21 protein-coding genes are annotated in these 23,517 nt (G+C 72.5%); 15 read left to right on the forward strand and 6 right to left on the reverse strand.

Going from position 1 to position 23,517, the window contains the following annotated elements:
* Positions 1-52: 52 nt before the first annotated feature.
* From ACIQPT_RS26810 to ACIQPT_RS26825, 4 genes are all read left to right on the forward strand, one after another.
* On the forward strand, positions 53-838 hold the full coding sequence (locus tag ACIQPT_RS26810; protein WP_401159273.1) for a glutamate racemase: 786 nt from the start codon (positions 53-55) through the stop codon (positions 836-838).
* A 70-nt stretch (positions 839-908) separates the two neighbouring features.
* The gene (locus ACIQPT_RS26815) at positions 909-1,493 is read left to right on the forward strand and encodes a hypothetical protein (protein ID WP_401159274.1); all 585 of its coding nucleotides are present in this window, start codon (positions 909-911) and stop codon (positions 1,491-1,493) included.
* Between the two features lie 82 nt (positions 1,494-1,575).
* The gene (lnt, locus tag ACIQPT_RS26820) at positions 1,576-3,168 is read left to right on the forward strand and encodes an apolipoprotein N-acyltransferase (RefSeq protein ID WP_401159419.1); all 1,593 of its coding nucleotides are present in this window, start codon (positions 1,576-1,578) and stop codon (positions 3,166-3,168) included.
* Between the two features lie 33 nt (positions 3,169-3,201).
* A complete protein-coding gene (locus ACIQPT_RS26825; protein ID WP_401159277.1) occupies positions 3,202-3,684 on the forward strand; it encodes an NUDIX hydrolase in 483 nt (160 codons plus the stop codon).
* Between the two features lie 4 nt (positions 3,685-3,688).
* On the opposite strand, the gene ACIQPT_RS26830 is transcribed toward ACIQPT_RS26825, so the two are convergent.
* Complete coding sequence (locus ACIQPT_RS26830; RefSeq protein ID WP_401159279.1) at positions 3,689-5,749, reverse strand: neutral/alkaline ceramidase; 2,061 nt, start codon at positions 5,747-5,749, stop codon at positions 3,689-3,691.
* A gap of 257 nt (positions 5,750-6,006) precedes the next feature.
* On the opposite strand from ACIQPT_RS26830, the gene ACIQPT_RS26835 reads away from it, so the two are divergent.
* The 7 genes from ACIQPT_RS26835 to ACIQPT_RS26865 all read left to right on the forward strand — a co-directional run bounded on the left by ACIQPT_RS26835 (position 6,007) and on the right by ACIQPT_RS26865 (position 14,574).
* A complete protein-coding gene (locus ACIQPT_RS26835; protein WP_003970887.1) occupies positions 6,007-6,174 on the forward strand; it encodes a hypothetical protein in 168 nt (55 codons plus the stop codon).
* 127 nt (positions 6,175-6,301) lie between these two features.
* A complete protein-coding gene (locus tag ACIQPT_RS26840; protein ID WP_401159421.1) occupies positions 6,302-8,749 on the forward strand; it encodes a DUF4135 domain-containing protein in 2,448 nt (815 codons plus the stop codon).
* Positions 8,746-10,017, forward strand: a complete 1,272-nt coding sequence (locus ACIQPT_RS26845) for a hypothetical protein (protein ID WP_401159281.1) — start codon at positions 8,746-8,748, stop codon at positions 10,015-10,017. Before ACIQPT_RS26840 ends, ACIQPT_RS26845 begins: the two co-directional genes overlap by 4 nt.
* Positions 10,014-11,225, forward strand: a complete 1,212-nt coding sequence (locus tag ACIQPT_RS26850; RefSeq protein WP_401159283.1) for a JmjC domain-containing protein — start codon at positions 10,014-10,016, stop codon at positions 11,223-11,225. Before ACIQPT_RS26845 ends, ACIQPT_RS26850 begins: the two co-directional genes overlap by 4 nt.
* The gene (locus ACIQPT_RS26855) at positions 11,209-12,621 is read left to right on the forward strand and encodes a lanthionine synthetase C family protein (RefSeq protein ID WP_401159285.1); all 1,413 of its coding nucleotides are present in this window, start codon (positions 11,209-11,211) and stop codon (positions 12,619-12,621) included. Before ACIQPT_RS26850 ends, ACIQPT_RS26855 begins: the two co-directional genes overlap by 17 nt.
* Positions 12,622-12,702: 81 nt before the next feature.
* Positions 12,703-13,779: a 5'-nucleotidase gene (locus tag ACIQPT_RS26860; RefSeq protein WP_401159287.1), complete on the forward strand. Its 1,077-nt coding sequence runs from the start codon at positions 12,703-12,705 to the stop codon at positions 13,777-13,779.
* 9 nt (positions 13,780-13,788) lie between these two features.
* Positions 13,789-14,574: an SAM-dependent methyltransferase gene (locus tag ACIQPT_RS26865; RefSeq protein ID WP_401159289.1), complete on the forward strand. Its 786-nt coding sequence runs from the start codon at positions 13,789-13,791 to the stop codon at positions 14,572-14,574.
* Positions 14,575-14,639: 65 nt separating this feature from the next.
* Here the strand turns inward: ACIQPT_RS26865 and ACIQPT_RS26870 are convergent, their stop codons facing one another.
* The 3 genes from ACIQPT_RS26870 to ACIQPT_RS26880 form a co-directional block, all read right to left on the reverse strand.
* Entirely contained in the window at positions 14,640-16,109 is a 1,470-nt protein-coding gene (locus ACIQPT_RS26870) for a SulP family inorganic anion transporter (protein ID WP_401159290.1), read from the reverse strand.
* 76 nt (positions 16,110-16,185) lie between these two features.
* Positions 16,186-16,782 carry a carbonic anhydrase gene (locus ACIQPT_RS26875; protein WP_401159292.1) on the reverse strand — a complete coding sequence of 199 codons (597 nt, stop codon included), beginning with the start codon at positions 16,780-16,782 and terminating at the stop codon, positions 16,186-16,188.
* Between the two features lie 285 nt (positions 16,783-17,067).
* Positions 17,068-17,799, reverse strand: a complete 732-nt coding sequence (locus ACIQPT_RS26880; RefSeq protein WP_401159293.1) for a class I SAM-dependent methyltransferase — start codon at positions 17,797-17,799, stop codon at positions 17,068-17,070.
* 153 nt (positions 17,800-17,952) lie between these two features.
* Here ACIQPT_RS26880 and ACIQPT_RS26885 point away from each other — a divergent pair, with 153 nt between their 5' ends.
* A complete protein-coding gene (locus tag ACIQPT_RS26885) occupies positions 17,953-18,222 on the forward strand; it encodes a hypothetical protein (protein ID WP_401159295.1) in 270 nt (89 codons plus the stop codon).
* Positions 18,223-18,310: 88 nt separating this feature from the next.
* Here ACIQPT_RS26885 and ACIQPT_RS26890 read toward each other — a convergent pair whose 3' ends face one another.
* Positions 18,311-20,209, reverse strand: coding sequence for an ABC transporter ATP-binding protein (locus ACIQPT_RS26890; protein ID WP_401159297.1), 1,899 nt, complete (start codon positions 20,207-20,209; stop codon positions 18,311-18,313).
* A gap of 201 nt (positions 20,210-20,410) precedes the next feature.
* On the opposite strand from ACIQPT_RS26890, the gene ACIQPT_RS26895 reads away from it, so the two are divergent.
* Positions 20,411-21,205: an SDR family NAD(P)-dependent oxidoreductase gene (locus ACIQPT_RS26895; protein ID WP_401159298.1), complete on the forward strand. Its 795-nt coding sequence runs from the start codon at positions 20,411-20,413 to the stop codon at positions 21,203-21,205.
* Between the two features lie 53 nt (positions 21,206-21,258).
* Positions 21,259-21,972 (forward strand): ribonuclease H, encoded by a 714-nt coding sequence (locus tag ACIQPT_RS26900; RefSeq protein WP_401159299.1) that lies wholly within the window; start codon positions 21,259-21,261, stop codon positions 21,970-21,972.
* Between the two features lie 76 nt (positions 21,973-22,048).
* On the opposite strand, the gene ACIQPT_RS26905 is transcribed toward ACIQPT_RS26900, so the two are convergent.
* Positions 22,049-22,447 carry an ATP-binding protein gene (locus ACIQPT_RS26905; protein ID WP_401159301.1) on the reverse strand — a complete coding sequence of 133 codons (399 nt, stop codon included), beginning with the start codon at positions 22,445-22,447 and terminating at the stop codon, positions 22,049-22,051.
* Positions 22,448-22,633: 186 nt separating this feature from the next.
* Between ACIQPT_RS26905 and ACIQPT_RS26910 the strand changes: the two genes are divergently transcribed.
* Complete coding sequence (locus ACIQPT_RS26910) at positions 22,634-23,467, forward strand: Scr1 family TA system antitoxin-like transcriptional regulator (RefSeq protein ID WP_401159303.1); 834 nt, start codon at positions 22,634-22,636, stop codon at positions 23,465-23,467.
* Positions 23,468-23,517 lie beyond the last annotated feature (50 nt).

Genomic DNA, 23,517 nt, shown 5'->3' on the forward strand with positions numbered 1-23,517 from the left:
AAGTCTGCCCCACTGAGCCCGGTCCGCAAGGGCTGTCGGCTAGGGTGACCGGGTGAAGATCGCTCTCATGGACTCCGGAATCGGCCTGCTGGCGGCGGCGGCCGCAGTGCGCCGCCTGCGGCCCGACGCCGAACTCGTGCTTTCCTCCGACTCCGGCTCGATGCCCTGGGGCCCCCGCACCCCCGAGGACGTGACCGCGCGCGCCCTGGACGTCGCCCGTGCCGCCGCGGCCTACGGCCCCGACGTGCTGATCGTCGCCTGCAACACCATCTCCGTCCACGCCCTGCCGGCGCTCCGCGCCGAGCTGGAGCCCGCCCTGCCGGTCATCGGCACGGTCCCCGCGATCAAGCCCGCCGCGGCCGGCGGCGGCTCCGTCGCCATCTGGGCCACCCCGGCCACCACCGGCAGCCCCTACCAGCGCGCACTGATCGCCGAATTCGGCGGCTCCGCCGAGGTCACCGAGGTGCCGTGCCCCGGGCTCGCCGACGCCGTGGAGCACGGCGACGAGGCCGGGATCGACCGGGCCGTCGCGGCGGCCGCCGCCCTCACCCCGCCCGACGTGCGGGCCGTCGTCCTCGGCTGCACCCATTACGAGCTGGTCGCGACCCGCATCCGCGACGCCGTGCAGCGGCCGGACCGCCCGCCGCTCGCCCTGCACGGTTCCGCCGGTGCGGTCGCCGCCCAGGCGCTGCGCCGGATCGGAGCGGCCCCCGCCCCGACGGCCGAACCCTCCGGTGCGCTCACCGTGCTCCAGGGCGGCCGCCCCGCCGGCCTGGCGGAAGCCGCCCTGACCTACGCCGAAGGCCGGATCCTGACCGCGGCGGCCCCCGTCCGCTGACCGCCCTTCTCGCCCGATCGGCGCTCCGCATCCCCGGCCGGGAGCCCGGAACGCGGCTACGCTGCTGAATATGACGGACCACCCCGAGAGTGCGAGGCACGGGTCGAGCCAGGCGCCGCCCACGGAGTGGAACGGCCGCGCCACCAACCGGCTCCAGTGGCTGCTGGCCCTCGCGGGAGCGGGCTGTGTGGCCCTCGGCATCGAGCTCGCCGTCGACGGCGCCTGGACCTCGGGCATCGCCCCGCTGCTCATGTCGGTGATCGGCTGCCTCGCCGCCGGACTGCTGATCCTCTTCGGAACGCTCGCCTTCGTCCATGTGGCCGTCAAGGTCGACGGGGACAGCCTGGAGGTGCGCTGCGGCCACGCCGGTCTGCCGCGCCGCAGGATCCTGCTCAGCCATGTGACGGGCGCGGAATTCGTCCCCCGGATCAACCCGCGCCAGTGGGGCGGCTGGGGCTACCGCTGGCGCCCCGAGCAGGGCACCGCCGTCGTGGTCCGCAAGGGCGAGGGCATGGCCCTGCGGCTCGGCGACGGCCGCACCTTCACCGTCACGGTCGACGACGCGGAGACGGCCGTACGGTTCATCCGGCAGCGCCTGCACCTGCCGGCCACCGGCAACCGGCCCGGCGACCGACCGCGCCGCCCCGCGCCGTAGAGGAGCCCGCGTCCCGGTCCCACGCAGGTCAACGCCGCCGCTCACAGCCGCCCACCGTAGACTCCGCCGGGTGAGCGCCACCATGACTCCCGTCGACGACCCGCCGCCCCCCGCCGCGTCCCCGGCCACCGGACCGCTGCTGCGGCGGCTCCTCCGCCCGGCCGCCGCCGTGCTGTCCGGACTGCTGCTCTACGCGAGCTTCCCGCCCCGGACCCTGTGGTGGCTCGTGCTGCCCGGGTTCGCGCTCCTGGGCTGGGTGCTGCACGGGCGCCGGCTCCGGGCCGCCTTCGGTCTCGGCCTCCTGTCGGGCCTCGGCTTCATGCTGCCGCTGCTGCACTGGACCGGCGAGGACGTCGGCCCGGTGCCGTGGCTGGCGCTCGCCGCCGCGGAGGCGCTGTTCATCGCCGTCGGATGCCTGGGGATCGCCGCGGTGACCCGACTCGCGTACTGGCCCGTGTGGGCGGCCGCGGTCTGGGTCCTGGACGAGGCGGTCCGCGCCCGGATCCCGTTCGGCGGCTTCCCCTGGGGCAAGATCGCCTTCGGCCAGTCCGAGAGCGCCTTCCTGCCGCTCGCCGCGCTCGGCGGCACCCCGCTGCTCTCCTTCGCCGTCGTGCTGTGCGGCTTCGGGCTCTACGAGGCCGTGCGCCAGGTCATGGCCTACCGGTCCACCGGAAAGGTCCCGCGCGCGGCCGTCGCCGGCGCCGCCGCGAGCGTCCTCGTACCGGTCGCCGCAGCGCTCGCCGCGCTGCCCCTGGTCGACGACTCGGCGGAGAACGGCACGGCCACCGTCGCCGCGATCCAGGGCAATGTGCCGCGCCTCGGTCTCGACTTCAACGCCCAGCGCCGCGCCGTCCTCGACAACCACGCCAAGCGCACCACCCAGCTCGCCGAGGACGTGAAGGCGGGCAAGGAGAAGCAGCCCGACTTCGTGCTGTGGCCGGAGAACTCCTCCGACCTCGACCCCTACCTCAACGCGGACGCCCGCCAGGTCATCGACGACGCCGTCAAGGCGATCGACGCCCCCACGGTCGTCGGCTCGGTCGTCGAGAAGGGCTCCGACAGCCTCCGCAACACCCTGATCGAGTGGGACCCCGACCGGGGCCCCGTCGACACCTACGACAAGCGGCACATCCAGCCGTTCGGCGAGTACATGCCGATGCGCACGGTCGCCCGCTTCTTCAGCGAGGACGTCGACCGGGTGCAGCGCGAGTTCGTCCCCGGCGCCGAGGTCGGCGTCTTCGACCTCGCGGGCACCAAGGTGGGGCTCGTGACCTGTTACGAGGCCGCCTTCGACGACGCCGTACGCGACACCGTGACCCACGGCGGCCGGATGATCGCCGTGCCGAGCAACAACGCGACCTTCGGCCGCAGCGAGATGACCTACCAGCAGCTGGCCATGTCCCAGGTGCGGGCCGTCGAGCACGGCCGGGCCGTCGTCGTCCCCGTCACCAGCGGGGTCAGCGCGGTGATCCGCCCGGACGGCACGATCGCGCAGAAGACCGGGATGTTCACCCCCGGCGCCCTCGTCGCGGAGGTCCCGCTGCGCTCCTCGCTCACCCCCGCCACCCGGATGGGCCCGCTGCCCGAGGGCGTCATCGCGCTGCTGGCCCTGGCGGGCCTGGGCTGGGTGACCGTCTCGGCGGTCCGGGCACGCCGGAGCGAGGGGACCGCGTAGGAGCACCTGATCCGGCCACGTAGGCTCGGATCCATGGCTACTCCCGACTTCATCCGTGAAATCCGCGCCACCGCCGGGCACCAGTTGCTGCTGCTGCCCGGGGTGACGGCCATCGTCCTGGACGACGAGGGCCGCGTGCTGCTCGGGCGGCGCGCGGACACCGGGAAGTGGTCGGTCATCGGAGGAATCTCCGAACCGGGTGAGGAACCGGCGGCGACGGCGGAGCGCGAGGTGCTGGAGGAGACCGGCGTCCACTGCGTGGCCGAGCGGGTGGTGCTCACCCAGGCGCTGGAGCCCGTGCAGTACGCCAACGGCGACCGCTGCCAGTATCTCGACATCACCTTCCGCTGCCGGGCGACCGGCGGCGAGGCGCGGGTCAACGACGACGAGTCGCTGGAGGTGGGCTGGTTCCCGCTGGACGGGCTCCCGCCGCTCGGCGAGTTCGCCCTGTTCCGGATCAAGCAGGCCCTCACCGAGGGCCCCGCCTGGTTCCAGCCCACCCCGCGCACGGCCTGAACCGCTACCGCACGGTGAAGGTCCCGGTGGTCCCGGTGAACGGTGTGATCCTGCCGAGCAGGTTCTTCGCGTCCCCGTGGTGCACGATCCGGTAGCTGCCGGGCGCGGTGTCCGCCGCGATGTCCCAGGTGATCGTGGCCTTCGAGGTGCCGGTCAGACCGTTGAGCCTGCTCCAGCGGTACGTCGTCTCCCAGTCGCCGTCGTCCAGCACCCGCTTCCAGGAGCCGCTCTCCAGCCGCTGCACCTCCAGGAAGGTGGAGCCCCGGCGGACGTTGTTCTTCGGGTGGCCGGTGGCGAACTCGACGGTCGCGGTGGAGCCGGGGGCGTACGAGCTCTCAGGGGCCTTCAGGACCCCGCCGAACGCCGTGCCCGAGGGCGGGTTGTCGTACACGACTCCCGTCTGGAAGGTGAACTGCCGGCCCGACTCGTCCGGCGGCGCCGTGCCCCGCTCCAGGTCGGTGCCCTCGCGCAGGGACTCCGCGATCCGGGCGTACTCCTGCTGGTAGGCGGGCAGCGTGTAGCGGCCGTACAGGGTGGAGCCGCCCTCGTAGTTCTGCGTGTCGTACTCCTCCGGCGTCGTGACGTACTGGCTGTAGGCGTTGGCGTACCCCTGGAGCAGGACGCGGTCCAGCGGGACACCGAGCTGCTCGGCGACCGTACGGCGCACACGCAGACCGGACGTGATCGTGAACTCGCCCGGAGCGGCCACCAGGTGCAGCTCGCCGATCTTCATGATCTGCAGGGGGAGGGTCTTCGGCGTGACCGGGTGGACGTTGCTCAGCAGGCCCGTCGGGATCAGGCTCGCCTTCGGGTACTGGCAGGTCTGCAGCCAGGACGGGGTGTCGATGCGCAGCGCGTCGATGATGCCCGCGACCGGGGTGCGCGTGCCCTCCTCGAAGCCGGGGATCGCCGGACCGTCCTCGACGCTGCCCGCGAGCGTGGACGCGCCCACGACGGCGGGGCAGGTGCGGTGCTCCTTCCCGTCCGGGGTGAACTCGGGGCGTACGGTCACGTTCTCCATGTCGACATAGGCGAGCCTGGAGTCGACGCCTCCGGCGACGGGCCGCGCGTCGGCGTAGATCTCGCGGGCCTTGTCGAGCTGCCGCTCGCCGATGATGCGCGTGTTCTCGAACTCGTCCTCGGTGGGCCCGGAACCCGGCTTCAGATTGAGGTTCGGCGACATGTCGCCGGCGTTGGTGTTGGGGAAGGCCGCGACGAAACCGGGGGTGTCGTCGAGATAGCGCACGCCCTCGTGGTCGTGCTCCCAGGCGTAGGCGGCGTACCCCTTGTTGTCGGGGCTGATGAGCGTGTTCTTGTTGGTGATCGAGGTGTTGTGGGTGGCGAACCAGCTGATCGCGCCCGCGTCCTTGTCGCCCTGCTTGAAGCGCAGCACGGTCATCGCCGGGTCGATCGCGTCGGGGAAGGCCGCCCGGTCGGAGGCCGGGTTGCGGTCGAACGCCTCCCGCGAGCGGTTGACGCTGGCGTTGGTGAGGGTCCCCGTGCCCAGGCTCATCGTGCCGGGCCTCAGGTCCTCGTGGGCCTTCGCGACGGAGTCCGCTATGCCGTCGACGATCGCCCGGTAGGTCTCCTTCTGGAAGCCGAGGACGGAGAGGTTGTAGGCGACGTGGTGGGAGTGGCCGCCGGGCCCCGAGTGGGTGTGGGTCGCCGACAGCAGGACGTTCTCCTCGTCGTACAGGCCGCCGTAACGCTCCTTCAGCCGGGCGACGACCCCCTGCTGGACGGACTGGAAGATCATCGCGAGGTCGGCGTTGACGTACACCACGCGCTTGCCGCTCGACCGGTCGACGACGACGAAGGCGCGCGACCGCTGCCGCTGGTGGATGCCCGAGGTCTTCTGGTCGAAGCTGGAGTAGCCCATCATCCCGGTCTCGGCGGCCTCGCCCGTGACATCGGCGATGCCGCGCCCGACGAGATAGTCCCCGTCGTCGGCGGCGCCCGACGCGGACGCGGGGGAGGGGGCGCCGAGGGTGACCGCTCCGAGGGCGGCGGCGAGCACCGCGACAGGGAGCCTGCGCCGGGAGCGGCGGGCGGTGGGGGGTGGCATGGAACCTCCTGGGGCGGGAGACGGGGATGCCCGGGCCCGGTCGGCGGCCCGCCGAGGTGGAGGGGCCGGGGCAGTGCCCCGACGGTAGAGGAGTGTGACCTGCGTCGCATAGATGTCTACCGGCCAGTAAAGCGATGCGCCCGTGTCGTGTCCGCGTCTCGCCCGGCGGTGCGCCCCTGTCCGGCTCGTTGACATGGGCATGTCGCATTGTTCTACTGAGTGGCGGATCAATTGGCCAGTACGGGAGGAGGATATTCATGCAGGCAGTTGAAGAAAAGGTCCAGGGCGGAACGGACCGGAACGCCGATGATGTATTCGATCTGGTGATCGGCGATCTGGAACAGGAAATTCCGCCGCTCGCTTCACCGACGAACTCGGGCAGCGGTACCGCCTGTGGTTCGTGCGCGAGCATCTACTGCTGTTGACGCGCGCCGGGTGGTGTCGCTCATCCCCGGCGCCACCCGGGTGCGCCGTGCTTCCCCGGTGACGCATCGGACGAATCGAAGGGCTGCTGTGCCGGATTCAGCTGTGGACGCCGAGCCGCTCTGGGAAATGTGTGCCCCCGATGGTGACCTCGGCCGGGGCGCCGAACGGGACGGATCGCCCCAACTCTCCCCGGTGGCCCGGCGGATGATCGCGGCCGTCCGGAAGGGCGAGGCGGGCGGGCTGTTTCCGCCCGTCGTCGCGGAAGGCCCCGAAGGGACCGTCGCGATCGACCGGCTGCTCGGCGGCGAGGCCGATGCACGGATGATCGAACACGCGCTCCGCGACCGGCGGTTCGCTCCGCTGCTGAGCCTGTGGTACCGGCTGGACGCCTGGTGCGTATCCTCCGGACAGCGATATTCGGCCGTTGTCTCCGCCGGAATACTGGATATCACCAATGCCGACATCTTTGGCCCCGTGGTATCCGAGGCATTCGTGGCCTGCGCTGCTGGAAGGCCGCACTACGCCCATGACCGGGTGGCCGAGTGGGCGGAGCGCTGCGAGGAATTCCTGACGCTCTTCCTCGACCGATTGCAGCGTGACATGGACGCCTGCTGGCCCGATGAACCGGCGTTCCGGGGGCCGGTCGTCGGACTGTGGGCCCACGGCGAGGAGACCCACAACGGACGCCAGCGTGTCCTGCGCCTCGACTGCGCCGGCGGCGGCCGGGTCGCCTACAAACCCCGCCCGGCCTCCGGCGAGCTGCTGTTCACCGCGTCCACCGGAACCGCCTCGTCCACCGGAACCGGTACGCCCGGCTCGCTGTTCGATCTCCTCAACCACGCGCCCACGGCGTCCGGCGAGGTCCGGCTGCCCGTGCTGGCCTGCTGGCCCGGAGCCGAGCCCGGCTATCTGTGGCAGGAGTGGATCGAGCCGCCCGCACAGTGGGGACCGATCCGGGCATCCGGACCGTGGAAGCTGACCGGCACCCGGCTCACCCCGCGGGAGTCGGGGCGGTTCTGGCACCGGACCGGCTCGCTGACCGCCGCGATGTTCGCCTTCGGGATCACCGACATGATCGGCGGCAATGTGGTCACCGGGCACCGGCCCGGCGACCCGGAGCCGCTGCTCTACCCGATCGACCTGGAAATCTACTTCTGCCGGGTCCCGCGCCTCTACGACACGGGCCTCCTGCACGACGCGACCGCCGAGGTCGACCAGCACCACGTCGGCCTGGAGCGCACCGCCCGCTGGTGCAGCGCCGAGGGCCCACCGGTGTGCTGGACCGCGCAGCCGACGGGGGCGCTGCGCCTCCACCGCCGCCGCAGGTCCCTCGCCCGGGACGAGACCAGGAACGTCGTCGCCGACACCGACGGGCGGACCGGGTACGGGCCCTACCTCCCCGCCATGCTGCGTGGCATGTTCGACGCCTGGACCCTGATGTGCCGGCAACGGCCCGCCATCGGTGAGTTCCTGTCGACCGCCATCGCCGGCCACTACGTCCGGGTGCTGCGGCAGCCCACGTTCCGGTACTTCGACGCGCTCGTGCCCCGCTGGCTGTCCGGCGGCGGTGCCACACCCCACCCCGCCGACCCCGACGTCCACTTCGACCGGGCCGAACGCGATCAGCTGCGGCGCATGGACGTGCCCTACTTCGTCCGCTCGCTGGAGGGCGGGCCGGTGCTGCGGGTCGAGCCGCCGCCCCGGCCGTTCGGGACGGGACGGGTCGCGGCCCGGCCGGAGCCCGAGGGCGGCTGGCCCCCGCTGCCGGAGCTGCTGGAGGGCGCGAACCTCACCCTCGCCGGTCTCGGAGTGGCCCTCCGGGACGCCGTGGAGCACGTGTTCGACGATGTGACGGACCACGTCATCGCCGACGCCGCGCTGGGCGTCCGGCTGCATCTGCAGAGCCCCTCCGAGGGCCGGGTCGCCTTCGACTGGCCGGAGGCCGGCCGGCGGATCACCTACCTCTGGGACCGGACGAAGGTACGGCTGCGCATCGACCCGGTCGACGCGCCCGAGGCCCCGGTCGAGCCCGCGCCGGCCGGGGAGATCCGGCGCAGGCTGCTGCGGCTGGACCGGCTCGACGGCGCCGTCCGGACACCGTGGGCCGACGGTGGCATGAGCGACCCGGCCGCCGAGCGCCGCCTGCGGGACCTGACCGATGCCGGGATCGCGTGGCTCACCACGGTCGTGCACGACCACGGGTGGCCGGGGCACCGTCTGGTCGGCGCGGAGGCGGCCGCCGCCGCGAGCCGCCTTGTCCAGCACGCCCGGGAACACCTGGACTTCCGCCGCCACTGCCTGGAGCTGATGCGGGACGCCGCCGGGCGAGGCGATCTGCCGTGGCGGGAAGTCGCTTATCTGACCGACGAGTTGCGCGTGACCGATGGGCTCCCGCAGGTGTACGGAACGAAGTTCGAGCCCGTCGGTGGAGTGCTGGTCCCGTGGCCGGTCGAGGACCCGGAAGAAGTGGACCGCCGCCGGGCCGCTCTCGGTATGGAGCCGCTGGCCGATCACACGGACCGGATCCGGCGGCGGTTCCCCCTGGAGGGGACCGAGGGAAGGGAAGCATCATGAACACGCTGGCCCCCGTCGTGCGGCGGACGCCGGACGGAATCGACTGGGAGCTGTTCGCACAGCGCGACTGGGACCGGCGGCCCGTCCGGCTGCGCGCCCGGCCGCCGTTCGGCCTCGACGAGGTGCACCCCCTGAACGTCACCTCCTGCGCCCCGTTCCGCGCCGGCACCCGCTTCTGGGTGATGCCCGACGTCCGGTTTCTCCTCGGCGACGGCTGGCTGCGCGCCCCCGGCGCCCTGCTGCCGGACACCACCGACGCCACCCTGGACGACTACCTCGACCGGCTCGCCGCCGACGTCCCCGGACAGGGCTACTTGCTGACCGTGCGGCAGCCGCTCCTCCTGGACCACGCGCTGTGGTCCGCGGTACGGGACACCATCAGCGGGCTGTGGCGGCAGGTCGGCTGGCCCAACCTCCCCGTCGTCGCCGAGGTGCTGACCGGCGACCGGTTCACCCAGCACGCGGGGGCGACCGCGGCCCCGACGCACGCGGCCCTGACCTGGGTGCTGCGCGGACGGATGGACGTACGGCTGTGGGACGAGCACGGCGGGCCCCCGCCGGCGGACATCGCCGACCCGGACCGGGAGGTGCCCGGCGTACGCACCCTGAGCGCCGGTGCCGGGGAGCTGCTGTACTGGCCCGGCGACCGGCGGCACGTGGACACCTACTGCGAACGGTGCGTGGCCCTGCGCCTGCGGATCCCGGTCGACCGGGGGCTGCCGTTCACCACCTTGCGGGATCTGCTCGCCGACCTGGTGCACGGAGGGCAGGGCAACGACGAGACCGTGCCGTACTTCCCGTTCGGCCCCGGAACCCGTATCGACGACCGGGACGGTGTGCTGCCCCGGCTGACGGCGCTGGGCGACGAACTGCGGACAACCGTGGAGGGCGAACAGCTGCGCAGGGCGCTGCGGATCCGCTGGGCCGCGCTGCGCTCGGCCGCCGGGCTCGAACCGATTCCGGTGCCCCGCGAGGGCGTCACCATCACCCGGGACACCCGTTTCCGCCGCACCGGCGAGATCATCCGGATGCCGGACGGGCCCGCGCGCGAGGTCTGGGCGGTCGACGGGAACGTCTTCACCCTGCCCACCGCCGCGAGCGACCGGGTGTACGCCGCCCTCGGCGACGGGGAGGAGACCGGCGCCGACGCGGTGTGCCGCGCCCTCGCCGCGGGCGACGACGACAGGAACGACCGAACGGTGCTCGCGCTGCTCGACAAGCTGTACCGGCTGCGCGGCATCGACATGGCCGAGGAGCGGGCCCGATGACGCTGACCATCGAGAAGTCCTTCGACTGGGACACCTTCGCCGACCGGTTCTGGGACCGGGCGCCCGTGCTGTACAAGGGCCTCGACACGGTGCCGTTCGACGAGCCCGAGGTGTTCCGGGCCGCCGTGCTCGGCAGCCGCCCGCCCCACCCGCTCGCCGTCCCGGGCAACCTCCAGTTCCTCGTACGGCGGCGGCAGCAGACCCGCCCCCACGACTACCTGCCCGAACTGCGCGACGGCTCGCTCGACGGCTACGAGCGGCGCATGGCCGACCGGCTGGACGGGCAGCGCTACGCCCTTGTCATCCACCGGTTCCACTCCTTCTCCCACCCACTGTGGGACCGTGCGCAGCGGTTCTACGCCGGGCTGTGGGAGCGGGTCGGCCAGCCCACGCACTCCGCCGGTTCCACGCTGTTCCACGGCTCGTACGAGCACAGCCCGGTCGGCGTGCACCAGGACCGTTTCGCCACCTTCATGTTCTGCGTACGCGGCGCCAAGCGGATGCGGTTCTGGGCCGAGCGGCCGTGGTCGGACCCGGTGCACACGGTGCTGGACTACCAGCCGTACCTGTCCTCCTCGTTCGTCGCGGAGGTCGAACCGGGGGACCTGCTGTACTGGCCCTCGCGCTACTACCACGTGGGGGAGAGCGCCTCGGACGCCCCGGCGACCAGCGTCAACGTGGGCATTCCGCGCCGCGAGCACCGGCCGTACTACGAGATCAAGGACCTGTTCCGGGGCACCCGGCCGACGGCCTCCGCCCCGCTGTTCACCCCGGACGCGGGCCCGGGCGGCCGACTGAGCGGTGAGCTTCCCACGGCGTTGGCCGACGCCGTGGACGCCTTCGCGGAACACCTGGACGAGGACCGGTTCGCCGACCGGGCCACCGCGCTCGCCCTGCGGGTCAGAACGGCGGGCGGCTTCTGGCCGACCGAGCCGCCCGCCGAGCCCCGCCCTCTGGACGACGACACCCTCGTACGCGGCTGTGCCCCGCTGCTGCCGGCACCCGGCGATGACCCGCGCGGGTGGGCCGCCAACGGCCATGTCACCTCGGGTGCGACCGGCGCCGAAGCCCGTACGGTGCTGCGCCGGCTGGACGCCGGCGAGGCGGTGCGGGTCGGCGAAGTGCCCGAGGTCCGGCGCGCGGACGTCCGCCGCTTGTTGCAGGAACTGGAGAGCTTCCGTGCCATCACCCGTGTCGACCCCCGCTGACCGGACGCCCGTCGACGGCGGGCCCGCCGACCGGACGCCCGCTGTCGGGACAGCGACCCCGACATCGGAACCGGCGCACCGGCAGGCCGCCGCCCGGGTCGTCGCGGAGGTCGCGGACCGGCTGGCGGACCCGGAGCGGGTGGCCCGGATCGCGGGCGTGCCGGACAATGTGATGCGCTACCCGGGCGACCCGCAACCGGTGTGGGACCCGCTGCATCTCTCCGACGGCCACCCCGGAGTCGCCCTGCTCCACGCCGAGTTGGCCGCCACGGACCCGGGGCTGCGCGACCGGGCACACGCGCATCTGTCCGCTGCGCTCGCCGCCGGTATCCGGCTGCTGCCGCAATCGCTGTTCGGCGGCATGGTGGCGCTCGCGTACGCCGGACACACCGCGGCCGCCGGCTCCGGCGGCTACGCGACGATGCTCGCCGGACTGGACCGGCACATCGTCGGCCAGGCCCGTATCCGCGTACGCGCCGACCGGGAACGGACGCTGGCCGGGGAACCGGCCGGCGCGTGGAGCCGCTACGACGTCCTCGGCGGCACCGCTGGGATCGGCCGCTACCTGCTGGCCAGGCAGCAGGCGGCGGACGGGCGCGCGGAGCGGGAGGCGGCCGGAGCCGCGCTCACCGAAGTGCTCACCTCCCTCGTGGCGATGGCCACCGCCGACGACATCACCCGCCACGGCGCCCGGCTGCCCGCATGGTGGATCACCGACGGTCTCGACCACGGCCTCGCCGAACACGTCAACCTCGGTCTCGCCCACGGTGTCCCCGGGCCGCTCGCGCTTCTCTCCGTCGCCTGGCGGGCGGGGGTCCGGGTGGACCGCCAGGACGAGGCCATCGAGCGGATCATGGCGCTGCTGTCCCGCCTGAGCACCACCGACGCGGCCGGTCCGCGCTGGCCCCACCTGATGCCCCTGGAACGCATCGAGAGCGGAGAACCGCCGGAACGCGGACGGGACTCCTGGTGCTACGGTGCCGCCGGCGCGGCGCGCGCCGTCCATCTGGCCGGATCCGCGCTGGACCGGGCGGACTGGCGCGCCGAGGCGGGGGCCGCACTGCGCGGCGCGCTGACCGTGGCGAGCGACGAGCTGATCCGGGACTCCGCGCTGTGCCACGGCTGGGCCGGGCTCCTGCAGATCGTCCTGCGTACGGCCCACGACAACGACGACCAGGACCTCCATGCCGTCGCCGACCGGCTGGCGGCACGGGTGCTGGACGGGTTCGACCCCGAGGCTCCGTTCGGCTTCCGCTACGCCCACACGCTCGCGGCGCGCGCACTCGACCGCCCCGGCTTCCTGGAAGGGGCCGCGGGCATCGCCCTCGCCCTGCACACGTACGCCACCGGGAATGTGCCGACGACATCCTGGGACAGTGCCCTGCTGCTGAGCTGACCCTCGGCCCGTGCGGGAACAGCCGTGCGACGGTGCGATAGTTGGGAGCGCGTCGGCACGGGGCCGGCCGGAGGGGGTGCCGTGCACTACGAACTGGCCGACCGACTGGTCATCGGGATCGCGTCCAGCGCTCTCTTCGACCTGACCGAGTCGGACGCCGTCTTCCGGGAACAGGGCGAGGAGGGCTACCGCGCCCACCAGGAGCAGCACGTCGGCGACCGGCTCCGCCCGGGAACCGCGTTCCCCTTCATCCGACGTCTGCTGTCGCTGAACGACCTGGGCGAGGTGAACGACCCCCTGGTCGAGGTCATCGTCCTGTCCCGCAACGACCCCGACACCGGACTGCGGGTCATGCGCTCCATAGAGAGCCACGGACTGCCCATCAGCCGCGCCATCTTCATGCAGGGCCGCTCGCCCCACCGGTTCATGCCCGCCCTCAACATGTCCCTCTTCCTGTCGGCGAACGAGCAGGACGTCCGGGAGGCGGTCGCGGCCGGGCTGCCCGCCGGACACGTCCTGGGCGCCCCCTACGAGGACGACGAGGACGACCACGACCTGCGGATCTCCTTCGACTTCGACGGGGTCCTGGCCACGGACGCGTCGGAGCAGGTGTTCCAGGAGGGCGGGATCGAGAAGTTCCGCGCCCACGAGGTCACCAACGCCGGGGTTCCGCACGACGCCGGGCCGCTGAGGGACTTCCTGGCGAACGTGAACCGGATCCAGCAGCGGGAGGAGCAGGAGCGCCTGAAGAACCCCGACTACCGGACCCGCCTGCACGTCTCCATCGTCACGGCACGCAACGCCCCCGCGCACGAGCGTGCGGTGCAGAGCCTCAAGGGGTGGGGCGTGACCGTCAACGACGCGTTCTTCCTCGGCGGCATCGACAAGGGCCGCATCATGAAGATCCTGAAGCCGCACATCTTCTTCGACGACCAGCAGGGCCACCTGGAGAGCACTTCGCGGACCACCCCGAGCGTGCACGTGCCGTTCGGCAAGCTCAACGAGGTGCCGGCGCCCGAGGCCCCGGACGCCCTGAGCCGGACGGGCGAGGGGCACGGCCCGTCCCCGCTGCGTGCCGCCGGGTGGCGCGGTACGGTCGCCACCGGAGGCCCGGTCGGCGGGAATCCCGGCCAACCGCCTGGTACGGGCAGTGAGTAGAGGAGAGACATGAGCGTCGACGACGACGACTTCCGCCGCAGTATCCGGTCCGACGTTCCCCACTCGGCGCGGGTCTGGAACGCGTGGCTCGGCGGCAAGGACCACTACCCGGTGGACCGGGAGCTGGCCGAAGTGGTGAGTGCGGCCTACCCGCAGATGGTCGACATCGCCCGTGCCTCACGCGCCTTCCAGATCCGCGCGATCCACTACCTCGCCTCGACGGGGGTACGCCAGTTCCTGGACGTCGGGACCGGGCTGCCGGTGGCGAACAGCACCCACGAGGTGGCGCAGAGCATCGCACCCGAGTCGCGCATCGTCTACGTGGACAACGACCCGATCGTCCTCGCCCACGCCGAGGCGCTCCTGACCAGCGCCCCGGAGGGCCGCACGGCCTATGTGGACGCCGATCTGTCCGCGACGGACACGGTGGTGGACGAGGCGGCGAAGACGCTCGACCTGTCCGAGCCGGTCGCCGTGCTTCTGCTCTCGACCCTCGGGCACCTCGACCCGGCCGAAGGCATCGCGGTCGTCCAGCGGTACCTGGCCCGGATGCCGTCGGGAAGCTGTCTGGTGCTCTGCGACACGGTGAAGACACCGCAGACGCTGGCGGCCCAGGAGGCGTACGCGTCCGGCGACAACCCGCCGTACCTCGTCCGGGAGCCGGAGGAGATCACCGGCTGCGCCGAGGGAATGGAGTTGGTCGAGCCGGGATTCGTCCCGATCGACCGCTGGCGGCCCGAGGAGGAGGACGCGGTGTCGGTCGACCAGTGGGGGCTCGTCGCCCGCAAGCCGTAACCCCGCGGCGGGACGCCGGGCGGTCGCGTGAAGCGCCCGGCGTCCCGCACGGTGGTGCGGAGGCGCTACCGGCGGATCGTCACCGGCTCGATCTCCGCGTTGTTGTGCCGGCGCGCCCAGTTCTCCAGGGCGACCCGGCAGGCGTGGTCGAGGTGGCGCAGTCCGGTCAGGTCCAGCTCTATGGGCTGGTCCTGCGGGAGCTTCTCCAACTGTTCCAGGATGCGGGGCAGTCGGAGGAAGGTGGCGTTCCCGGTGAGGGTCACCACGACCCGGCCGCCGGTGAGCTCGTGGGTGATGAGCTGGACGTGCGAGGTCTCCCAGGCCGACTTGACCACGGCCAGCAGCAGGCCGAGCACGACTCCCTCGAAGAGGTTGGTCACCACGATGGCGATCGCGGTGATCGCCAGCAGCACGGCTTCCCCCCGGTGTTCGCGCCACAGGGGGCCGAACTCCTTGGCGGGCACCAGCTTGCACCCGGCGTGCACGAGGATCCCGGCGAGCGCGGCCAGCGGGATGATCCCGATGGCGGCGGGCAGCAGCGCGGCGAAGAGCAGCAGCCACAGACCGTGGGCGATGCGGGAGAGGGAAGTCGTCGCCCCGGCCTGGACGTTGGCGGCGCTGCGGACGATGACCGCGGTCATCGGCAGCGCGCCGAGCGCCCCGCAGAGGGTGTTGCCGACGCCTTGGGCGACCAGCTCCTTGTCGTAGTCGGTGCGCGGTCCGTCGTGCATCCGGTCGACGGCCGCCGCGCTGAACAGGCTCTCGGCCGAGGCGATCAGGGCGAAGGCCAGGACGGTGCCGATGACCGCCACATCGGCGAGTCGGGCGAACTCCGCCCCGCCGGGCAGATCGATGGCGTGCAGCAGCCCGTTCACATCGGCCACCGCCGGCCGCATACCGGCCAGCGAGGCGACGGCGGTGGCCAGGGCGACTGCGGCCAGCGGCGCCGGGACCAGGCGCACGGAGGCCGGGAGCTTCGGCCACAGCAGCAGCACGGCGACCGTTCCGGCGCCGAGGCCGAAGGCGGTCAGTGCCTCCTGGTTGGTGACGATCTCGACGACGAGACCGGGGAGTCCGGCCAGCTTGGCCAGGCCGCTGCCCGGCTGTTCGGTGTCGGCCATGGCGTACACCTGGCCCAGCACGATGATCAGGCCGATGCCGGCGAGCATGCCCTGCACCACGGAGACGGAGATGGCGCGGAACCAGCGGCCGAAGCGTGCCAGGCCCAGCACCACTTGGAGCAGTCCGGCGGCCAGCACGATCGGGCCGAGCGTGCTGAGGCCGAATTCCTTGACCGCCTCGTAGACGAGCACGGTGAGTCCGGCCGCGGGCCCGCTGACCTGGAGCTTGCTGCCCGGCAGGAAGCCGACGACGAGCCCGCCGACGATCCCGGTGACCAGGCCCAGTTCGGCCGGGACCCCGGAGGCGACGGCGATGCCGACGCACAGCGGTAGCGCGACGAGGAAGACGACGAGTGATGCCAGCAGGTCACGCCGCACGACGTGGGGGTTCTTGAGTTCCTTCGCGGAGATCACGGTGGATTCCCTTGTGGGGTACGGATCGTGCCCGGAGGGGGCCGGGCACGTGAGGGTGGTGGGGGAAGGGAAGCCGTCAGAGGCGGGCGAACTCGGTCCCGCGCTCCGGCCGGTGGACGCTGATGGAGCCGGTGTCCACTTCGTAGTACCAGGCGTGCAGGCCGAGGGAACCCTCGGTGAGTCGCTCGCGCACCGCGGGGTAGCCCCGCAGGGTGTCGAGCTGGGCGAGGGCGTGGGCCTGGATCGCCCCGGGGAGGTCGGCGGGGTCCGCCGCCGGGTCTCTGCCGTCCGTGGAGTGCTCCAGCCAGTGGCGGACGGCGGGCATGGCGGAGAGGTCGTCGCCGCGGAACACGGCGCCCACCGCGCCGCAGTGGGAGTGCCCGCACACGATGATGTCGCGCACCTTGAGCATGCGCAGCGCGTACTCGATGGTCGCGGCCTCGCCGGTGGGCCGGTCCTGCGCGGGGTAGCGCGGCACGATGTTGCCGGCGGTGCGGAGCTCGAAGAGCTGTCCCGGGCGGGCGCCGGTGAACAGCGAAGGGACGACACGTGAATCCGAACACGTGACGAAGAGTGCTTCGGGGGTCTGGCCGTCCGCGAGACGTTCAAAATCCTTTGCGTTCGCGGCGACGTGCTCGGTGAATGTCCGGGCGTGGTCTACGAGGGACTGCATGGTGGCCTGCCTCCTGCATCCGGCGGTGCCGGGGAGCGGTGTGGTCGGGTCATATTGACGAATGCGCTGTTTGTATCCGTATGAATGTTCGGAATGGGAGGGGTGTCTCACCTCGCGGTTTGCCGGATGGCAGCCGTCATGAGGCCCACTCCGGTCGCTCCTCGCGGATACGACTACAGCTCAGCATATAGACCAGAACTTTGCTATCGCATTACCTTCTTGTGAAGGAACGCAAATGCGCCACCCTTGTCATTCATTCGGCTTGTTCTTTGTGATAGCCAATGGTCAAGGCGTGCCGTGTGGGAACGCTGCGCCGTTAGTTGCGGCGGTTAGCTGGCGGCCGTGCAGGAACAGGTGCGGCTCGGGCATGCCCGCCGGGTGATCCGGGGTGAACAGCGCGCTGTGCGTCCACTCCACGGCGATCCCCGCCCGCGCGGTCAGAGCGGTGAACTCCTCGGCGCCGAAGCTGGAGACCCGGACCGGCTGCCCCATGAACACCGCGTCGACGCCCGCGACGTCCACCGGCACCGTCGCGACGACCAGCAGTCCGCCGGACCGCAGCGCCCGGGCGAGCCGCCCCAGCAGCTCGCCCTGCTCGCCGCGCTCCATCTGCAGCAGCGAGAAGTACACACAGACCGCGTCGAACTCGCCCTCGGGCAGGGGGAGATCACGGATGTCCGCGCACCGGAACTCGGCCTCCGGCACCTGCCGGGCGGCGAGCGCGGTCATCACCGGCGACACATCGACACCCAGCACCCGGTGCCCCGCGTCCGCCAGGGTCCGCGCGGTCGGCCGGCCCGTCCCACTGCCCACGTCCAGCACCCGGCTCCCCGGGGCGAGGTCCGCCAGCAGCCGATCCAGCGACTCCCGGTGGGCGGCCGAAGCGGCGAAGGCCTGTTCGTACTCCGCGCCCAGCGCGTCGAACACCGCCGCGGCCGGACGTCCGTGACCGTGCTCCACCGGCCCCTGGCCGTCGCGGTGTTCGCCGTTGTCGCCCGGTCCCTGGCCGTCACCCATCGAGGCGCTCCCTCCGTGCTCCTGCGGCCGGGCCCGGATCCGTGCACCCGGCCGCTGTGAGCGTCCCCCGGCGAGCGGATGAGTATGCCGGTCCCGCGCCCCTGAGTACGTTGCCCGATGTTCCGGGTCCCCGGGCCGCTGTTCGATGGCCGTATGACCTCCGAAGCGCCGCGCCGCCCCCGCATCCAGCACGTCACGACCGCCGGTTCCGCCCTGGCCGTCACGCTGCTTCCGCTCGTGGTCGGCGTGCTGCTGGCCAAGACCATGGCGGCGGACCCGATGACGTCGGTGAACGCGCTCGTCACCAACGGCGGGCACCGTCCTCGGGTGTCGCCGAAGGAGTGGCGCCGGTGCGGCGGCCACGCGCTGCGCCGACTGCGGACCGCCGAGCGGAGGGCTCTCACCCGCATCGGCACGCGCTGACGCCGCCCGGCCGGTGAGGTCCGGCCGAACGGCGTGGGCAGGGGTGAGGCTGGGGGGCTGGGGCTGGGTCTGGGTCGGGGACGCCGGGTCAGTGGACCGGCTGGACCGGCCGTTCGCCGTCCGAGGACGGCCGCTCGAACTGGGTGCGGTACAGCTCCTCGTACCGCCCGCCGGCCGCGAGCAGCTCGGTGTGCGTGCCGTTCTCGACGACCCGGCCCGCCTCCACGACCAGGATCCGGTCGGCCGCCCGTACGGTCGAGAGGCGGTGGGCGATCACCAGGGCGGTCCGGCCCGCCAGCGCTTCGGCCAGCGCCTCCTGGACGGCGGCCTCCGAGGTGGAGTCGAGGTGCGCGGTCGCCTCGTCGAGGATCACGACCCGCTGACGGGCCAGCAGCAGCCGGGCGATGGTGAGGCGCTGGCGCTCCCCGCCGGAGAGCCGGTAGCCGCGCTCGCCCACCACCGTGTCGAGCCCGTCGGGCAGCGAGGCGATCAGACCGTCGAGCCGGGAGCGGCGCAGGGCGTCCCAGATGTCGTCCTCGGCGGCGTCGGGCCGGGCGAGCAGCAGGTTGGCCCGCACCGACTCGTGGAAGAGGTGCCCGTCCTGGGTGACCATGCCGAGCGTGTCCCGGATCGAGTCGGCGCTCAGATCGCGTACGTCGACCCCGTTCAGCCGTACGGAACCGGTGTCCGCGTCGTACAGCCGGGGCAGCAACTGCGCGATCGTCGACTTGCCCGCGCCGGAGGAGCCCACCAGGGCGATCATCTGGCCCGGTTCGGCCCGGAAGGAGACCTCGTGCAGGACCGGTGTGCCGCCCCGGTCGTCGAGCGTGGCGACCTCCTCCAGCGAGGCGAGCGAGACCTTCTCGGCGGAGGGGTAGCCGAAGGAGACCCGGTCGAACTCCACGGAGACCGGACCCTCCGGCACCGCTCGGGCGTCCGGCTTCTGCTCGATCAGCGGCTTCAGGTCCAGGATCTCGAAGACCCGCTCGAAGCTGACGAGCGCGCTCATCACCTCGACCCGGGCCCCGGCCAGCGCGGTGAGCGGGGCGTACAACCGGGTCAGCAGCAGCGCCAGCGCCACCACGGCCCCCGGCTCCAGGCTGCCGCGCAGGGCGTAGAAGCCGCCGAGCCCGTAGACCAGGGCCAGCGCCAGGGCGGAGACCAGGGTGAGGGCGGTGATGAACGCCGACTGGGCCATCGCCGTACGGATGCCGATGTCACGCACCCGGTCGGCGCGGGCGGCGAACTCGGCCGACTCGTCGGAAGGCCGCCCGAAGAGTTTGACGAGCGTCGCGCCGGGGGCGGAGAAGCGCTCGGTCATCTGGGTGCCCATCGCCGCGTTGTGGTCGGCCGCCTCCCGCTGGAGTCCGGCCATCCGGGCCCCCATCCGGCGGGCCGGCACGACGAACACCGGGAGCAGCACCAGCGAGAGCAGGGTGATCTGCCAGGAGATCGTGAGCATTACGGCGAGCGTCAACAGCAGGGTGACGACGTTGGAGACGACGCCGGAGAGCGTATTGCTGAAGGCCCGCTGGGCGCCGATCACGTCATTGTTGAGCCGGCTGACGAGGGCGCCGGTCCGGGTCCGGGTGAAGAAGGCCACCGGCATCTTCTGCACATGGTCGAAGACGGCGGTGCGCAGGTCCAGGATCAGGCCCTCGCCCAGCGTCGACGACAGCCAGCGGGTGAGCAGGCCGAGACCGGCCTCGACGACGGCGATGAGCGCGATGAGCAGGGCGAGCCGGGTGACCGTCCCGGTCTCCTCCCCGTTCACGATCGCGTCGACGACCTTCCCTGCCAGCACCGGGGTGGCCACCGCGAGCAGCGCGGTCAGGACGCTCAGCAGCAGGAAGCGGTAGATCCGCCGCCGGTGGGGCCGGGCGAAGAGCACGATGCGGCGCAACGCCTTCCGGGAGAAGGGCCGGCGGTCCTGCTGGGCGTTCATCGCGCTGTGCAGCGAATGCCACGCCGTGACTTCCATGTCCATGGGGCGCTCCGAAATCTGATGGCCTGCGGAATAGCGGAATAGCGGAATAGCTGAATAGCTGATGGCTTGCGGATCCCGTCGGCCGTACGGCCCCGGGTTCACTCGGAACGCTAAGACCTGAAGTTTGGTTGAGGTCAAGCGGTCGCGGGGCGGCGGTGCGAGTCTGGGAGGCGACGGACGAGCAGGCGAGGGAGTAGCGGCGTGCGCATCGATCTGACGGGCAAGAACGCGGTGGTGACCGGTTCCTCGCAAGGTATCGGCCTCGCCATCGCGACAGGGCTGGCCGCGGCCGGCGCCGAGGTCGTTCTCACCGGGCGGAAGGCGGACCGGCTGGACGCGGCGGCGGCGACCCTGCGCGCGGCGGTGGCGGACGCGTCCGTGGTGACCGTGGCCTGCGACCTGACCGCCGAGGAGGGCGCCGAGCGGCTGTACGCCGCCGTGCCCACGGCCGACGTCCTCGTCAATAATCTCGGCATCTTCGGGTCCAGGCCGCCGCTGGAGATCAGCGACGCGGAGTGGCGGACGTACTTCGACACGAACGTCCTCAGCGCCGTCCGGCTGATCCGGCACTACCTGCCGGGCATGACCGGGCAGGGCTGGGGGCGGGTGCTGAACATCGCCAGCGACTCCGCGATCGTGATCCCCGCCGAGATGATCCACTACGGCATGTCGAAGACCGCGCTGCTCGCCGTCTCCCGGGGCTTCGCCAAGGAGGCCGCGGGCACCGGCGTGACGGTGAACTCCGTGATCGCCGGCCCCACGCACACCGGTGGCGTGGAGGACTTCGTGTACGAGCTCGTCGACAAGGAGCTCCCCTGGGACGAGGCCCAGCGTGCGTTCATGCGGCTGCACCGCCCGCAGTCCCTGATCCAGCGGCTCATCGAGCCCGAGGAGATCGCCAACCTGGTCGTCTACCTCAGCTCCGCGCAGGCCTCGGCGACGACCGGGGCGGCCGTGCGCGTCGACGGCGGCTACGTGGACTCGATCGTGCCCTGAGCGCGGCGGTCGCGGCGGTCGGAACGGTCATGCGGGGCTGGCATGATCGGGGGATGAACGAGAGCATCATCGCCGCGTGTGACGGGGCGTCGAAGGGAAATCCGGGACCGGCCGCCTGGGCGTGGGTCGCCGCCGACGCGCAGGGGAATCCGGTGCGCTGGGAGGCCGGTCCGCTCGGCACCGCGACGAACAACGTCGCCGAGCTCACCGCTCTGGCGGAGCTGCTGGAGTCCACCGATCCGGCGGTGCGCGTCGAGGTGCGGATGGACTCGCAGTACGCCATGAACGCCGTGACCAAGTGGCTGCCGGGCTGGAAGCGCAACGGCTGGAAGACCTCGGGCGGCAAGCCCGTCGCCAACCGTGAGCTGGTCACCCGCATCGACGCCCTGCTCGCCGACCGCTCGGTGACGTTCCGCTATGTGCCCGCACACCAGGTGAACGGCGACCCGCTCAACGCACTCGCCGACCAGGCCGCCAGCGAGGCGGCCGTGTCCCAGAGCCCGGCCGGTACGGCGCACGGCGCCACGGCGCTGCCCGTACCTGCGCCCGCGCGGTCCACGAAGGGGCGCACCGAGGCGTCCGGAGCGTCGGGCGGTGGCAAGGGGCGGAGTGCCGGGGGCGCGTCCCGGGGCGGGCGGTCCAGCGGCACGATCGCGGCGCGTTTCGCGGGCCGGTGCCACTGCGGAAAGTCGTACGCGGCCAAGGAGCCGATCGCGAAGAACCCGAACGGCTGGGGCCACCCGGAGTGCCGCACCGCTCCCGCCTGATCACGCCGGGGCGCCGCGAGGACGTGTTCGCGGGGCGGCCCGGACGGGGGTCATGCGGGAAGGACGTGGGGCGGGCTCAGACGTCGGCCCAGACGAGCCGGCCCGCCAGTGCGGCGCGGGTGCCCCAGCGGGCCGCCAGTGCGTCGACGAGCAGGAGCCCTCTGCCGTCCTCGGACAGACAGTCGAGCACGTCGCCGCCCACCGCCGGGACCCCGGCGACGGGAAGGCCCGCCGAGTCGCCCGGGGTCGCCGGGGCCGGGATCCGGGCCCGGCCGCGATTCCACACGCAGATGCGCACGCCGTCCGCGGAACGCAGGAGACGGCAGCGGATCCGCCGGGTGGTGGTGTGCTGCACGGCGTTGGTGACCAGCTCGGTCACTATCAGAGCCGCCGCCTCGATCCGGTCGGCCGGTTCGCCCCAGGCCCGCATGGCCTCCTGGACCCGGTGCCGGGCCTCCGGCACGCCCCCGGGCAATCGGGGAACCCACCAGCTGTGTGCGCCTCGGGCACATCCGGCACCTCGGACACCTCCGTCATCGGGAGCACGCTCCGCGCAACTGACTATTTCCGACATGTATGCACTCTCGGCGCAAAACGCATACTTTGCAAGCGACAGAGTGTGTAATGCTCCGCCGCGGGGCTCGACAAGGAAGGTTTGCGCATGCGAGCCCGTTCAGGTCCCACCGTGGAGCACCGCGTCCTCGCGGTCCGCCTCCGCATGCTGCGGGAACGCGCGGGCATCAGCCTGCGGGCCGCCGCCGAGGCGCTGGACGCCCACCCCGCCACCGTCCGGCGCATCGAACGCGCCGAGACCGGACTCGACGCCCGGCAGGTCGGCGAACTGCTGCGCTGCTACGGAGTGCCCCCGGCCGTGGCCGAGCGCATCATGGCCGGGCTCGGAGCCGCGAACCGGCCCGGCTGGTGGCACCGGTGGCGGGACGCGATGGAGAGCTGGCAGCAGGACGTCATCGGCGTGGAATCCTCGGCGAGCCTCGTACGGACCTGGCACCCGGCACTGGTGCCGGAGCTGCTGCGCACCCCCGCGTACGCCGCCGCGCTCTACCGCACGCAGTACCCCGAGGACAGCCCCGCCCGCCGGGAGCGGCGCGTCGAGCTGCTGCGGGAGCGCCGCCGCCGCATGTGCGAGCGCGGGGCCGCCGTGTGGGCCCTCTTCCCGGCGGCGGCCCTCCACACGCGGGTCGGCGACCGGGACACCATGGACGAGCAGCGGGCCGCGCTGACCGAGACGATGAAGGAACAGCACGTCACCGTCCAGGTGGTGCCCATGGATCACCCACCGCATCCCCTGACCGGGGTACCGCCCCTGCACATCCTCCGGGTGCCCGCACCCGAGATCGGGGACCAGGCGGTGCTGGAGACCCCGGGCGTCCGCGTCGACCTCATCGACGACCCCGAGGCCGTGATGGCCCACCGCATCCGGCTGGACGCCGCGTGCGCCGCCGCACCCGGACCCGGGACGCCGCTGCCGGAGTGACCCGGCCCGGAGCGGCACCCCCGGCCGCCGCCGGGATGCGGCGGGCCCCG

The organism is Streptomyces sp. NPDC091289 (assembly GCF_044757365.1).
Lineage (GTDB): Bacteria > Actinomycetota > Actinomycetes > Streptomycetales > Streptomycetaceae > Streptomyces.

What these genes read in the sequence shown, in the direction of transcription:
- ACIQPT_RS26835 (WP_003970887.1), top strand. Translation starts at nt 6,007, where the DNA reads ATGCAGGCAGTTGAAGAAAAGGTCCAGGGCGGAACGGACCGGAACGCC.
- ACIQPT_RS26875 (WP_401159292.1), bottom strand. Translation starts at nt 16,782, where the DNA reads ATGCAGTCCCTCGTAGACCACGCCCGGACATTCACCGAGCACGTCGCC.
- ACIQPT_RS26890 (WP_401159297.1), bottom strand. Translation starts at nt 20,209, where the DNA reads ATGGACATGGAAGTCACGGCGTGGCATTCGCTGCACAGCGCGATGAAC.
- ACIQPT_RS26840 (WP_401159421.1), top strand. Translation starts at nt 6,302, where the DNA reads ATGTGTGCCCCCGATGGTGACCTCGGCCGGGGCGCCGAACGGGACGGA.
- ACIQPT_RS26910 (WP_401159303.1), top strand. Translation starts at nt 22,634, where the DNA reads ATGCGAGCCCGTTCAGGTCCCACCGTGGAGCACCGCGTCCTCGCGGTC.
- ACIQPT_RS26845 (WP_401159281.1), top strand. Translation starts at nt 8,746, where the DNA reads ATGAACACGCTGGCCCCCGTCGTGCGGCGGACGCCGGACGGAATCGAC.
- ACIQPT_RS26865 (WP_401159289.1), top strand. Translation starts at nt 13,789, where the DNA reads ATGAGCGTCGACGACGACGACTTCCGCCGCAGTATCCGGTCCGACGTT.
- ACIQPT_RS26830 (WP_401159279.1), bottom strand. Translation starts at nt 5,749, where the DNA reads ATGCCACCCCCCACCGCCCGCCGCTCCCGGCGCAGGCTCCCTGTCGCG.
- lnt (WP_401159419.1), top strand. Translation starts at nt 1,576, where the DNA reads ATGACTCCCGTCGACGACCCGCCGCCCCCCGCCGCGTCCCCGGCCACC.
- ACIQPT_RS26850 (WP_401159283.1), top strand. Translation starts at nt 10,014, where the DNA reads ATGACGCTGACCATCGAGAAGTCCTTCGACTGGGACACCTTCGCCGAC.
- ACIQPT_RS26880 (WP_401159293.1), bottom strand. Translation starts at nt 17,799, where the DNA reads ATGGGTGACGGCCAGGGACCGGGCGACAACGGCGAACACCGCGACGGC.
- ACIQPT_RS26900 (WP_401159299.1), top strand. Translation starts at nt 21,259, where the DNA reads ATGAACGAGAGCATCATCGCCGCGTGTGACGGGGCGTCGAAGGGAAAT.
- ACIQPT_RS26815 (WP_401159274.1), top strand. Translation starts at nt 909, where the DNA reads ATGACGGACCACCCCGAGAGTGCGAGGCACGGGTCGAGCCAGGCGCCG.
- ACIQPT_RS26885 (WP_401159295.1), top strand. Translation starts at nt 17,953, where the DNA reads ATGACCTCCGAAGCGCCGCGCCGCCCCCGCATCCAGCACGTCACGACC.
- ACIQPT_RS26825 (WP_401159277.1), top strand. Translation starts at nt 3,202, where the DNA reads ATGGCTACTCCCGACTTCATCCGTGAAATCCGCGCCACCGCCGGGCAC.